Consider the following 12,593-nt stretch of genomic DNA (forward strand, 5'->3'; position numbering starts at 1 on the left):
CATGGCTAGAGTGAAACTGACGGCAATTGTGCCGCCACCGTGATCGTTTCAAAGAGCCCGGCACCTGACCGGGACCTTCACCTGATCGGGAGTACGCGATGGATCTCAACCGTCGTCAGTTCTTCAAGGTCGCCGCCATCGGCCTTGGAGGCTCGAGTCTGGCCGCGTTGGGCATGGCCCCGACGCCCGCCTTCGCCGAGCAAGTGCGCCACTTCAAACTCACCCATACCCATGAAACCCGCAACACCTGCCCGTATTGTTCGGTCGGTTGCGGGCTGATCATGTACAGCCAGGGTGATACCGCGAAGAACGTGGTCCAGGACATCATCCATATCGAGGGCGATGCCGACCATCCGGTCAATCGCGGCACCCTGTGCCCCAAAGGCGCCGGCCTGCTGGACTTCATCCACAGCCCTGATCGCCTCAAGTACCCGCAGGTACGCAAGCCGGGCAGCCAGGAATGGACCCGGGTTTCCTGGGATGAAGCGCTGGACCGCGTCAGCGACCTGATCAAGGCCGACCGCGACGCCAACTTCATCGAGAAGAACGCCCAGGGGCAGACGGTCAACCGCTGGCTGACCACCGGATTTCTCGCCGCTTCGGCGGCGTCCAACGAAGCCGGTTACCTGACCCACAAGGTCATTCGCAGTCTCGGCATGCTGGGGTTCGACAACCAGGCACGTGTCTGACACGGCCCGACGGTGGCAAGTCTTGCCCCGACGTACGGCCGTGGCGCCATGACCAACACCTGGACCGATATCGCCAACGCGAATCTGATCCTGGTAATGGGTGGCAATGCCGCTGAAGCGCATCCGTGCGGCTTCAAATGGGTGACCGAAGCCAAGGCCCACAACCAGGCACGCCTGATCGTGGTCGACCCGCGTTTTACCCGGACCGCCTCGGTGGCCGACTATTACGCGCCGATCCGTACCGGCAGCGATATCGCCTTTATGGGCGGGCTGATCAATTTCCTGCTGACCGAGGACAAGATCCAGCACGAATATGTGCGCAACTACACCGACGTATCGTTTATCGTCAAAGCCGGCTTCGGCTTCGAGGACGGGCTGTTCAGCGGCTACGACGCGGCCAGCCGCACCTATACCGACAAGTCCTCCTGGGGGTATGAGCTGGGCGAGGACGGTTTCGCCAAGATCGACCCGAGCCTGCAACACGAGCGCTGCGTCTACCAGCTGATGAAACAGCACTACAGCCGCTACAGCCTGGAACTGGCGAGCCAGACCTGCGGCATGCCCCAGGACGCCATGCGCAAGATCTGGGACGAAATCGCCACCTGCTCGCAACCGGGCAAGACCATGACGATTCTCTATGCCCTGGGTTGGACCCAGCACTCCATCGGCTCGCAGATCATCCGCAGTGCGGCCATGGTCCAGCTGTTGCTGGGTAACGTCGGCATGCCCGGTGGCGGGGTCAATGCCTTGCGCGGTCACTCCAATATCCAGGGGCTGACGGACCTCGGGCTGTTGTCCAATTCGCTGCCCGGCTACCTGACCCTGGCTTCCGATGCCGAGCAGGACTACGACACCTATATCGCCAAGCGCGCCCTCAAACCCTTGCGTCCCGGCCAGTTGTCCTACTGGCAGAACTACGGCAAGTTCCATGTCAGCCTGATGAAAGCCTGGTATGGCGCCAATGCCACCGCCGAAAACCACTGGGGCTACGACTGGCTGCCCAAGCTCGACAACCCCGGCTACGACATCCTGCGCATGTTCGACCGGATGGGCCAGGGGCTGGTCAACGGCTATATCTGCCAGGGCTTCAACCCGATTGCCGCGCTGCCCGACAAGAACCGGGTGACCGCGGCGCTGGGCAAACTCAAGTGGCTGGTGGTGATGGATCCGCTGTCCACTGAAACCTCGGAGTTCTGGCGCAACGCCGGACCTTACAACGATGTCGACACCGGCAGTATCCAGACCGAGGTCATTCGCTTTCCGACCACCTGCTTCGCCGAGGAAGATGGCTCGCTGACCAATAGCAGCCGCTGGCTGCAATGGCACTGGAAAGGCGCCGAGGGGCCTGGGGAAACCCGCACCGACGTGAAGATCATGAGCGAACTGTTCCTGCGTCTGCGCAAACGTTATCAGGCCGATGGCGGCGCTTTCCCCGAGCCGATCCTCAAGCTCAGCTGGCCGTACAAGATCGCTGATGAACCGTCACCGGAGGAACTGGCGCGGGAAATCAACGGTTACGCCAGCGCGGACTTCACCGATGCCACGGGGACTGCCATGAAGGCCGGCCAGCAACTGGCCGGATTCGCCCAGCTCAAGGACGACGGCAGCACCGCTTCGGGCTGCTGGATCTTCTGCGGCAGCTGGACCGAGCAGGGCAACCAGATGGCCCGGCGCGACAACAGCGATCCCTACGGCATGAAACAGCACCTGGGTTGGGCCTGGGCCTGGCCGATGAACCGGCGCATTCTCTACAACCGTGCATCCGCCGACACCCAGGGCAAGCCCTGGTCGCCGGAAAAACGCCTGGTGTGGTGGAACGGCAAGGCCTGGGGAGGCACCGACGTGCCCGACTACAAACCCGATGTATCGCCGGAAGCCGGGATGAACCCGTTCATCATGAACCCCGAGGGCGTGGCGCGGTTCTTTGCCGTGGACAAGATGGCCGAAGGGCCGTTCCCGGAACATTACGAGCCGTTCGAAACCCCCATCGGCATCAACCCGCTGCACCCGGACAACAAGAAGGTCACCAGCAACCCGGCGGCCCGGATCTTCGATTCGGTCTGGGACAGTCTGGGCGTGGCGAAGGATTTCCCCTATGCCGCGACCACTTACCGGCTGACCGAACATTTCCACTTCTGGAGCAAGCACTGCAAGCTCAACGCCATTGCCCAGCCCGAGCAGTTCGTCGAGATCGGCGAGCTCCTGGCCAAGGAGAAAGGCATCGCCGCCGGCGACCGGGTGCGGGTCAGCTCCAAGCGCGGGCATATCGAGGCGGTGGCGGTGGTGACCAAACGGATTCGGCCGCTGCAGGTCAACAACCAGGTCGTGCACCACATCGGCATCCCGTTGCACTGGGGATTCACCGGGGTGGCGCGGCATGGCTACCTGACCAACACCCTGGTGCCGTTCCTCGGCGATGGTAATTCACAGACCCCGGAATCCAAGTCATTCCTGGTCAACGTGGAGAAAATCTGATGGCCAGCCAAGACATCATTGCCCGTTCGGCGACCACCACCTTGCCGCCCTCCGTGCGCCAGCAGGAAGAAGTCGCCAAACTGATCGACACCACCAAATGCATCGGCTGCAAGGCCTGCCAGGTGGCGTGCTCGGAATGGAACGAGCTGCGCGACGAGGTCGGCCATAACCATGGCACCTACGACAACCCCCAGGACCTGAGTGCCGAAAGCTGGACCCTGATGCGCTTCACCGAGCATGAAAATGCCGCCGGCAACCTGGAGTGGCTGATCCGCAAGGACGGTTGCATGCACTGCGCCGACCCCGGCTGCCTGAAGGCCTGCCCCAGCCCGGGGGCGATCATCAAGCACGCCAATGGCATCGTCGATTTCAACCAGGACCATTGCATCGGTTGCGGTTACTGCATCACCGGTTGCCCCTTCGACATACCGCGCATCTCGCAGAAGGACCACAAGGCCTACAAGTGCACGCTGTGTTCGGACCGGGTGGCGGTGGGACTGGAGCCGGCCTGTGTGAAAACCTGCCCGACCGGGGCGATTGTCTTTGGCAGCAAGGAGGACATGAAGGAACACGCCGCCGAACGCATTGTCGACCTCAAGTCCCGCGGCTTCGACCAGGCCGGCTTGTACGACCCGGCCGGGGTCGGCGGCACCCATGTGATGTACGTGCTGCACCACGCCGACCAGCCGTCGCTGTACGCCGGCCTGCCGAACCAGCCGAGCATCAGCCCCTTCGTCGAATTGTGGAAAGGCATCAGCAAACCCCTGGGCCTGCTGGCGATGGGCGCGGCGGTGCTGGCGGGCTTTTTCCACTACGTGCGCATCGGCCCGCAACGGGTGGAGGAGGACGAGCATCCGGCACCCCCGGACAGCAGCGTCCATCAGGTCGATCCGAGCGTGCATGTCTTTGATCCGAAAACCGGTGAGGAGCCACGGCCATGAGCGACAAGCCGATCCTGCGTTATACCGCCAACCAGCGCACCAACCACTGGCTGGTGGCGATCCTGTTCTTTATGGCCGGTCTGTCCGGGCTGGCGCTGTTTCACCCGTCGTTGTTCTGGCTCAGCCAACTGTTCGGCGGCGGTCCCTGGACCCGTATCCTGCATCCGTTCATGGGCCTGCTGATGTTCGTGCTGTTCCTCGGATTGGTGATCCGCTTCTGGCGGGCCAACTTCTTTATCGCCAACGACCGCTTGTGGCTCAAACGGGTAGATCGGGTGATCCGTAACGAGGAGGAGGGCGTACCGCCGATCGGCAAGTACAACCCCGGGCAGAAACTGCTGTTCTGGACGCTGCTGGCCTGCATGCTGGTCTTGCTGTTCAGCGGCGTGGTGATCTGGCGGGCGTATTTCAGCCAGTACTTCGGCATCGGCAGCATTCGCCTGGCGGTGTTGCTCCATGCCCTGGCGGCGTTCGTACTGGTGTTGAGCATCATCGTGCATATTTATGCCGGTATCTGGATCAAGGGCTCGGTCGGGGCCATGCTGCATGGCTGGGTCAGCCGTGCCTGGGCACGCAAACACCATGAGTTGTGGTACCGCGAGGTGACCCGGAACGAAGCCTCGACCGCCGAGCCACGGAAAAAGGGATAAGCGCTTGAGCACGATATTGGAACCTGGACAGATCGAGGCTTCGGCCAGTTCGCCGCCGTTTCTGCATCTGCCGCCGCCGACGCTGTTCGCCCTGCGCGCAGCGCGGCTGGAGCAGTTGGCGGTCGGGCATCCGCTGGCCGAATATATCGGACTGGTGGCCGGGCTTTGTCGGGTGCAGCAGCAACTGCTGGATCAACCGCCAAGCACCGCGCTTCCCGATCCTGAGCGCCAGCGGTTGTGCCTGGAGCATGGCCTGCCGCCGCTGGCTGCTGACAGCCTGGTGCGCGAGGATCTTTGGCTGCCTTGGCTGGATGCCTTGTTGTCGGCTTATGCCACCCGTGTCCCCACCGTGCGACAGGCCATCAGCACCTTGCAGGACACCCGGGTCGGGCAACGTAAAGTCTGGGCGCTGGCCTTGCTCGGGGGCCAGTATTCCGGCCTGCCGGCAGCCTTGGTGCCGTTTCTCGGGGCGGCCTTGCAGGCGGCCTGGAGCTATTGGCTGCTGAGCGTACCGAACCTGGCCTTGAAAGCCGGCGATAGCCTGAGCCAATGCCCGGCCTGCGGTTCGCCGGCCATGGCCGGGGTGATCCGCCACCGGGGCAAGTTCAATGGCCTGCGTTACCTGGTGTGTTCGCTGTGCGCCTGCGAGTGGCATGTGGTACGGGTCAAATGCATCTACTGCGAACAGAGCAAGGGGCTCAAGTACCTGAGCCTGGGGGATGACGGCCACGAAGCGGGTCATGCACCGTTACGGGCGGAAATCTGCCCGGGCTGTAACAGCTATCTCAAGCTGCTCTATCTGGAAGAAGATGCCGAGGCCGAGGCGCTGTCAGCTGATATCACCAGCCTGGCGCTGGATATTCGTCTCGATCAGGAAGGGTATCTGCGCCAGGCACCGAATCTGTTGCTGGCGCCAGGGGGCGATTAGGCGATGGCGTCCGGATGGGCGCGGCAAGGCTCAAGGGCCTCTTCGCGGGCAAGCCCTGCTCCTACAGTATTTCGTTGTTCCCCGATTTTGTGTACGACACAGCATTGTAGGAGCTGGGCTTGCCCGCGAAGAGGCCAGTAAGTCTTGCCTTGGCTATGCGACCGCCATCGCCGGCAAGCCAGCTTCCACAAAAAACGCCGTCGTGCCCCGCCCTCAAGGAACGAGCGAGGCGTCTACACTCAGGTTTCCGCATCGCGTCTTCAGGAAACCGCTGATGTCCACGAGCCTTGTCGCTGTCCCGCCACGCCTGCCCTCCATCGATAGTCTCCTGCGCGACCCTGCTTGCCAGCCCCTGGCCGAGCGCTACGGTCGGGATGCCTTGCTGGCGACCTTGCGGCAGTTGCTCGACGAACTGCGTGAACCGGTCCGTTCGGGCCAGCTCACGGCCAACGAACTGACCCCGCCCGTTCTGGCGGGCCGAGCTGGCGAACGTCTGTTCAACCAGCACCGCAGCCGTGTGCAACGGGTGTTCAACCTGACCGGCACGGTGCTGCACACCAACCTCGGCCGGGCGCTGCTGCCCGAAGAAGCCATAGACGCCGTGCAAACCGCCGCCCGTTACCCGCTCAATCTCGAATTCGACCTGCACAGCGGCAAGCGTGGCGACCGTGACGACCTGATCGAAGGCCTGATTCGCGAACTGACCGGCGCCGAAGCCGTTACCGTGGTCAACAACAATGCCGCCGCCGTGCTGCTGGCCCTCAACAGCCTCGGGCAACGCAAGGAAGGCATCATCTCCCGGGGCGAGTTGATCGAGATCGGCGGGGCCTTTCGCATCCCCGATATCATGGCCCGCGCCGGTGTCCGCCTGCATGAGGTGGGCACCACCAATCGCACCCATGCCCGAGACTACGAAACCGCCATCGGCCCACGTAGCGGCCTGTTGATGCGGGTGCATGCCAGCAACTACAACATCCAGGGCTTTACTGCCCAGGTGCCCACCGCCCGGTTGGCAGAGATTGCCCATCGCCATGGCTTGCCGTTGCTGGAAGACCTGGGCAGCGGCAGCCTGCTTGACCTCACACGCTGGGGCCTGCCCGCCGAACCCACGGTGCGCCAGGCGCTGGAAGACGGCGCCGATATTGTCACCTTCAGCGGCGACAAATTGCTCGGTGGCCCCCAGGCCGGGTTGATTGTCGGGCGCAAGGAGTTGATCGCGAAGATCAAGAAGAACCCGTTGAAACGGGCGTTGCGGGTCGACAAGCTGACCCTTGCCGCGCTGGAGGCGGTGCTGGGGTTGTACCGTAACCCGGACCGATTGGCTGAGCGGTTGCCCAGCTTGCGCCTGCTGACCCGACCCCAGGCGGAGATCCTTGCCCAGGCCGAGCGTCTGCGCCCGTTGTTGGCTGGCGTCTTGGGGGAGGGCTGGAGCGTCTCGGCGATGCCGGCGCTGGGCATGATCGGCAGCGGTAGCCAACCGGTGGCGCGGCTGCCCAGCGCGGCCTTGTGCCTGCGGGCCAATACCTCGAAGCGCCTGCGCGGGCGCACTTTACATGGGCTGGAGGCCGCGTTGCGGGGGTTGCCGATTCCGGTGTTGGGGCGCATCGATGATGATGCCTTGTGGCTGGATCTGCGTCAGTTGGATGACGAGGCGGTCTGGGTGGCGCAGCTTGCGGGGTTGAACCTCGGGACTGCGTCATCGTTCATCGCGAGCAAGCTTGCTCCTACAAAAAGCGGGCCGCAGGGGAGTCGGACGAGGTGATCGTCGGCACGGCGGGGCATATCGACCATGGCAAGACGAGCCTGCTCCAGGCGCTGACCGGTCAGGCCGGCGACAAGCGCCGCGAGGAGCGCGAGCGCGGCATCACCATCGATCTGGGTTACCTCTATGCCTCGCTGGCGCCCGGCTGCGCGCTGACCGGTTTTATCGATGTGCCCGGCCATGAGCGATTTATCCATAACATGCTGGCCGGCGCCCAGGGGATCGATCTGGTGTTGCTGGTGGTGGCCGCCGATGACGGGGTGATGCCCCAGACCCGCGAGCACCTGGCGATTGTCGAGCTGCTGGGCATTCCCCGGGCGTTGGTGGCGATCAGCAAGTGCGACCGGGTGGACCTTGCGCGCAGGGCCCAGGTGCGCACCGAGATCCAGGCATTGCTGGCGTCCGGCCCTTATGCCCGGGCACCGTTTATCGAGGTTTCCAGTGTCACCGGTGAGGGTATCGAGATCTTGCGTCAGGCATTGCTCGAAGCCCAGGGCGAGGTCCGGCGACGCAGTGATGAGGGCGGCTTTCGCCTGGCGATCGACCGCGCCTTCAATGTACCGGGCAGCGGTATCGTGGTCACCGGCACGGCTTTGTCCGGTCACGTTGGAGCCGGTGATGTCCTGGCCCTTGGACCTACCGGCAAAGCGGTGCGGGTCCGTGGTCTGCACGCGCAGAATCAGGCGGCAAGCAAGGCGTTCGCCGGGCAGCGGGTCGCTTTGAACTTGAGTGCCGAGCGCCTGGCGCTCGAGCAGATTCATCGCGGTCACTGGCTGCTGTCCGAGTGGCTGCATGCCCCGACCCAGCGGCTGGATATCGAACTGCGATTGCTCGCCAGTGAAACCCGCCGGTTCGAACACTTCAGTTCGGTGCATATTCACTTGGGCACCCAGGATGTACTGGGCCGGGTAGCTTTGCTGGATACCACGCAGTTGGCGCCGGGAGGCCGAGCCTTTGCCCAGTTGCTGACCCATGCACCCTTGCAGGCCGTGCACGGTGACCGTCTGGTGTTGCGCGATCAAAGCGCACAACGGACCCTCGGTGGTGGCCGGGTGCTGGATCCCTTTGCGCCAACCCGTCAGCGCCGCAGCCCCGAGCGCCTGGCGCAGTTGCAGGCGTTGGCGCAGGCCCAAAGCCTGGAGACGGCATTGCCGACACTACTCGCCGGCAGCACCGGCGGTCTTGATCCGCAACGCCTGGAGCGTCAGTTCAATCGTCCGCGCAACAGCTGGACGCTGCCCGCCGATATCAGTGTGATCGCCACGCGCCAAGGCTCGTTGCTGTTCAGCAGCACAGGTTGGCAAGCCCAGAAGGACGCCTTGCTCGCGCAACTGGCACGCTTTCACAGCCTGGAGCCCGATCAACTGGGGCCGGACCGCGATCGCCTGCGGCGTTTCGCTGCCTTGGCGCTGGAACGGCCGGCATTTATCAGCCTGCTGGACTCGCTGCTCGACGACGCTGCGATTGCAGCAAGCGGCCCCTGGTTGCATTTGCCCGACCATCAGGTGCGCCTGAGCGCAAGCGACGAGAGCTTGTGGCAACAGCTGCAACCGCTGCTGGACCAGGGCGCAATCGATCCTCCGTGGGTACGCGCCCTGGCACTGTCGACCGGGCAGGATGAAAACGCCGTACGCTTGCTGCTGCGCAAGCTGGCGAGGCTGGGGCAGGTGTACCAGGTGGTGCACGATCGTTTTTACACGGAGGCGGCGGTCCGGCAATTGGCGGCTATGCTGGTGCAATTGGCAGCGGATAATCCGACGGTACAGGTGATCGCCTTTCGTGATCGGCTGGGTCTGGGACGTAAACGCTGCATTCAGATATTGGAGTTTTTCGATCGGATCGGCCTGACCCGGCGTGTCGGCAACTTGCGCTTTATTCGTGCTGACAACGCACTGGCCCGGAGTGCGCCGCAAAACCTGTAGGCGCCTGGCTTGCCAGCGAAGTTTTTAGCGCTCTCAAGGGCCTCTTCGCTGGCAAGCCAGTCTCCTACAGGTTTGCAGCGTGCCCAAGGCCTCGTCCAGGCATACAGATTTCAAGGAAGGCAATCGCGCCCGGTGGCGCGGCCGGGCTTCAAACCCGGTTGGGGACGGCATCCGTTCCCGGGCAGGTTCGACTCCGGCTGCCTTCCGCCACTTTGTGGGAGCGGAGCTTGCCCGCGAAGACGGCCGTGAGGTCGCTAAAAGCTTCGCGGGCAAGCTCCACTCCCACAGGTTCTGCATCAGTCTTTGAAAGACTAGATCTGCAGCGAGCGCCAGGCCGCTTCGGCCAACTCGTTCCGGAAAGTCGCGGGGCGACTCTGGACCCGCCCGGATAACCAGGCCCGGCAATAGTTCTCCGCCTGCCCGACAATCAACGACAGCAACAGCTCGGCCGGAACATTCTTGAGGCCGTCGGCATGGGCCGGCTCGCCCAGCCATTCGCGCAACTGTCGGTTACGCGCCTTGTTACGGGTGGCCAGCTCCGTGGCATGGGGCCCCTGGGCCACGACAAAACGCGCCTGGAACTGGAATCGTGCCCATTGCGGTTGCGCGTCGACCCAATCGACATAGCTGTACACCAACGCCTGCACACCGTCCTGCAATGTCTCGGCAGCCGAGAGATAACGCTCACGCAAACCGGCCTGGTCTTCCAGTGCGGCGAAAAACAGCGCCGCCACCAGCCCCTCCTTGTTGCCGAAGTGGTGATAGATCGCTCCCACGCTGGTATCGCATTCGGCGCGGATGGTTTCGATGGTCGTGGCTTCGATCCCGTGCTCGTTAAAGCTGGACAGGGCCTGCGCCAGGATCGCGCGTTTCAGTTCGGCCCGACGGCCCGGGTAACAGCGTTCGAGAAGATCGAGGTTTTCCATGGAAGCAACAACCTGAAGTCCGGTGGCAAGGCAGCAATCTTATGAAACAGAAGCCTGAGCTTGACAGATTTTCCATTAACAGAATATTGTTCTTTTACAGAATATTATTCTGTTAATCGAACAAGACACCCACCGAGGTACACCCGATGAGCCAGTTCCTGAGTATGTTCACCAGTGCAGGTCCGGAAAAATTCAGTCAGATGGCCTGCCAGATCGCCCCGTACTTCAGCACCATCAACCCGTTGATCAGCGAGCTACGCGCCGGGCATTCGCAGGTGCTGGTGCCGTTTCGTCGGGAAATCACCAATCACCTGGGTACTGTCCACGCCATTGCCCTGTGCAACGCCGCCGAGCTGGCAGCCGGGGTGATGACCGATGTGTCGATTCCCGAGGGTGCGCGCTGGATTCCCAAGGGCATGAGCGTGGAGTACCTGGCCAAGGCCAAGACCGACGTACGTGCCGTGGCCGATGGTAGTGCGGTCGACTGGTCGACGGCGGGAGACAAGATCGTCGTGGTGGACATTCGTGACGAGGAGGGTGTGCAGGTGTTCACGGCGCGGATCACCATGAACGTCAAGCTGGCGTAAGCGTTGAACCCGTGGTGCGGCACCCGATGTGCCATTTTGTCGCACCACCGGCCACAGCGACGGTGTTACATTCTGCGCCCATGAAACCCATCCCGTCCCTTCGACCGTCCGGCCGCCGCCGCACCGGTGCCTGGCTCAGCTTGCTGGCCATGCTGCTGGTCTTCGCCGGCCCGCTGATCGGGCAGGGGCTGAGCCTGGCCCACGGAGCCGGTCCGGCGATCGAGGATATCTGCGGCGCCGTGCCCGGCCTGAACCCGGTGGCGCAGCAAGACTCCGTCCCGGCGGATCATCACGGGACGATGCTCTGGGAAAAGTGCGGTTATTGCTCGCTGCTGTTCCAACACCCGGCCCTGAGCGACTCCCATGCCCTGGCACCTCGCCTGGCACTGGTCCCGAGCAGCTTTGCCCACAACCACTTCATCCCCGAGCAAGCCTCGGCCCCGGTTTTTCCGGGGGCCCGTTCTCGTGCACCGCCTCAGGCCAGCGTCTGATCCGCCGCACCGATCATTGTCGAAACGACCTGCTGCCGATAAACCCGACGCCCTGATGTGCGTCAATGTGCATTTATCCGGCAACGCCAGGCCGCGACATCGCTCCATACGAAGGACTACAGAACATGAATGAATTGCTGACTCGCCGCCAGGTCGTTGCCGGCCTTGGCCTGCTCGGCCTCGGCGCGCTGACCGGCTGCGACAGCTCCAACGGCTTGTCGTACAAATACGGCAAGGACCTGAGCGACGAGATCCTCGGGCGGACCTTCAAGCTGAAGGACACCGCGGGCAACGTCAAAACGCTGTCCAGTTACCGCGGCATGATGCCGATGGTGTTTTTCGGCTTCACCCAGTGCCCGGCCGTCTGCCCGACCGCGCTGGCCAGGGCGGTACAGGCCAAGAAGCTGATGGGGGTGGACGGCGATCGATTGCAGGTGATCTTCATCACCCTGGACCCGGAACGCGATACGCCCAAGGTCCTCGATGCCTATGTAAAGGCCTTCGACCCGAGCTTTGTCGCGCTCTACGGCACCCTGGAAGAAACCGCGGCCACCGCCAAGGAATTCAAGGTGTTCTACGAAAAGATCCCCAGCGGTTCGACCTACACGCTGTCCCATTCGGCGACCAGTTTTGTCTATGACACGCGGGGCGTACTGCGCCTGGGACTGTCGCCATCGCTGTCGGCCAAACAGTGCGCCGAAGACTTGCTCACGGTGATGGAAGTCTGCTGATGAATACTCGAATTTATAAGGTTGCGGCCATGAAACCCTTGAACGTCCTGATGTTGTCCCTGCTCGCGTTGCTGAGTATTCCGGCCTTTGCCGAAACCCGCGTGGATGACGCCTGGGTCCGCGCCACCGTACCCGGTCAGCCTTCGACCGGGGCCTTTATGCGGATCACCTCAAGTGACAACGCCAAGCTGCTGGAGGCGAAATCGCCGGTGGCCAAGATCGTGCAGATCCACCAGTCGAAGATGGACAATGACGTGATGAGCATGCAGCCGGTGGCGTTCGTGCCGTTGCCGGCGGGCAAGACCGTGGCCATCGAGCCTGAGGGGTATCACGTGATGCTGATCGACTTGGTGGGGCAGGTGAAGGAGGGCGACGAAGTGCCGCTGACCCTGGTGGTGGAAAACGCCAAGGGCGTCAAGGAATCCATTGAAGTCAAGGCCCGCGCCCGCGCACTGAACAGCATGGCCGATCACGGCGACATGCACTGAAGG

11 protein-coding genes and 1 tRNA gene are annotated in these 12,593 nt (G+C 63.0%); 11 read left to right on the plus strand and 1 reads right to left on the minus strand.

From position 1 onward, the window contains the following. Nucleotides 1-98 precede the first annotated feature (98 nt). The 7 genes from fdnG (at nt 99) to M5C01_RS12555 (ending at nt 9,577) form a co-directional block, all read left to right on the plus strand. Nucleotides 99-3,164, plus strand: a complete 3,066-nt coding sequence (gene fdnG / locus M5C01_RS12525) for a formate dehydrogenase-N subunit alpha (RefSeq protein WP_152738975.1) — start codon at nt 99-101, stop codon at nt 3,162-3,164. Then, complete coding sequence (fdxH, locus tag M5C01_RS12530; protein WP_103494104.1) at nt 3,164-4,105, plus strand: formate dehydrogenase subunit beta; 942 nt, start codon at nt 3,164-3,166, stop codon at nt 4,103-4,105. Before fdnG ends, fdxH begins: the two co-directional genes overlap by 1 nt. Then, nucleotides 4,102-4,755 (plus strand): formate dehydrogenase subunit gamma, encoded by a 654-nt coding sequence (locus M5C01_RS12535; protein WP_103494105.1) that lies wholly within the window; start codon nt 4,102-4,104, stop codon nt 4,753-4,755. The genes fdxH and M5C01_RS12535 overlap by 4 nt, the downstream gene beginning before the upstream one ends. A gap of 4 nt (nt 4,756-4,759) precedes the next feature. After that, on the plus strand, nt 4,760-5,683 hold the full coding sequence (gene fdhE / locus M5C01_RS12540) for a formate dehydrogenase accessory protein FdhE (RefSeq protein ID WP_152738978.1): 924 nt from the start codon (nt 4,760-4,762) through the stop codon (nt 5,681-5,683). A gap of 274 nt (nt 5,684-5,957) precedes the next feature. After that, nucleotides 5,958-7,445 (plus strand): L-seryl-tRNA(Sec) selenium transferase, encoded by a 1,488-nt coding sequence (gene selA, locus M5C01_RS12545; protein ID WP_248764315.1) that lies wholly within the window; start codon nt 5,958-5,960, stop codon nt 7,443-7,445. Further along, nucleotides 7,442-9,367, plus strand: a complete 1,926-nt coding sequence (selB, locus tag M5C01_RS12550) for a selenocysteine-specific translation elongation factor (RefSeq protein WP_178129829.1) — start codon at nt 7,442-7,444, stop codon at nt 9,365-9,367. Before selA ends, selB begins: the two co-directional genes overlap by 4 nt. Before the next feature lie 114 nt (nt 9,368-9,481). Continuing rightward, nucleotides 9,482-9,577 (plus strand) — tRNA-Sec (locus tag M5C01_RS12555). Nucleotides 9,578-9,678: 101 nt separating this feature from the next. Here M5C01_RS12555 and M5C01_RS12560 read toward each other — a convergent pair. Then, nucleotides 9,679-10,293: a TetR/AcrR family transcriptional regulator gene (locus M5C01_RS12560; RefSeq protein WP_152738984.1), complete on the minus strand. Its 615-nt coding sequence runs from the start codon at nt 10,291-10,293 to the stop codon at nt 9,679-9,681. A gap of 146 nt (nt 10,294-10,439) precedes the next feature. Between M5C01_RS12560 and M5C01_RS12565 the strand changes: the two genes are divergently transcribed. The 4 genes from M5C01_RS12565 to M5C01_RS12580 all read left to right on the plus strand — a co-directional run bounded on the left by M5C01_RS12565 (nt 10,440) and on the right by M5C01_RS12580 (nt 12,590). Further along, nucleotides 10,440-10,880 (plus strand): hotdog fold domain-containing protein, encoded by a 441-nt coding sequence (locus M5C01_RS12565; RefSeq protein ID WP_103494110.1) that lies wholly within the window; start codon nt 10,440-10,442, stop codon nt 10,878-10,880. Between the two features lie 80 nt (nt 10,881-10,960). Then, nucleotides 10,961-11,371 carry a DUF2946 domain-containing protein gene (locus tag M5C01_RS12570; RefSeq protein WP_152738987.1) on the plus strand — a complete coding sequence of 137 codons (411 nt, stop codon included), beginning with the start codon at nt 10,961-10,963 and terminating at the stop codon, nt 11,369-11,371. Between the two features lie 125 nt (nt 11,372-11,496). Beyond that, nucleotides 11,497-12,102 carry an SCO family protein gene (locus tag M5C01_RS12575; RefSeq protein ID WP_152738990.1) on the plus strand — a complete coding sequence of 202 codons (606 nt, stop codon included), beginning with the start codon at nt 11,497-11,499 and terminating at the stop codon, nt 12,100-12,102. 29 nt (nt 12,103-12,131) lie between these two features. Then, on the plus strand, nt 12,132-12,590 hold the full coding sequence (locus M5C01_RS12580; protein WP_152739312.1) for a copper chaperone PCu(A)C: 459 nt from the start codon (nt 12,132-12,134) through the stop codon (nt 12,588-12,590). Nucleotides 12,591-12,593: the final 3 nt, after the last annotated feature.

Origin of the sequence: Pseudomonas sp. MWU12-2319, assembly GCF_023242525.1 — a bacterium.
GTDB classification, from domain to species: domain Bacteria; phylum Pseudomonadota; class Gammaproteobacteria; order Pseudomonadales; family Pseudomonadaceae; genus Aquipseudomonas; species Aquipseudomonas gingeri_D.

What these genes read in the sequence shown, in the direction of transcription:
- M5C01_RS12570 (WP_152738987.1), top strand. Translation starts at nt 10,961, where the DNA reads ATGAAACCCATCCCGTCCCTTCGACCGTCCGGCCGCCGCCGCACCGGT.
- M5C01_RS12575 (WP_152738990.1), top strand. Translation starts at nt 11,497, where the DNA reads ATGAATGAATTGCTGACTCGCCGCCAGGTCGTTGCCGGCCTTGGCCTG.
- M5C01_RS12560 (WP_152738984.1), bottom strand. Translation starts at nt 10,293, where the DNA reads ATGGAAAACCTCGATCTTCTCGAACGCTGTTACCCGGGCCGTCGGGCC.
- M5C01_RS12565 (WP_103494110.1), top strand. Translation starts at nt 10,440, where the DNA reads ATGAGCCAGTTCCTGAGTATGTTCACCAGTGCAGGTCCGGAAAAATTC.
- selA (WP_248764315.1), top strand. Translation starts at nt 5,958, where the DNA reads ATGTCCACGAGCCTTGTCGCTGTCCCGCCACGCCTGCCCTCCATCGAT.
- M5C01_RS12580 (WP_152739312.1), top strand. Translation starts at nt 12,132, where the DNA reads ATGAAACCCTTGAACGTCCTGATGTTGTCCCTGCTCGCGTTGCTGAGT.
- fdxH (WP_103494104.1), top strand. Translation starts at nt 3,164, where the DNA reads ATGGCCAGCCAAGACATCATTGCCCGTTCGGCGACCACCACCTTGCCG.
- M5C01_RS12535 (WP_103494105.1), top strand. Translation starts at nt 4,102, where the DNA reads ATGAGCGACAAGCCGATCCTGCGTTATACCGCCAACCAGCGCACCAAC.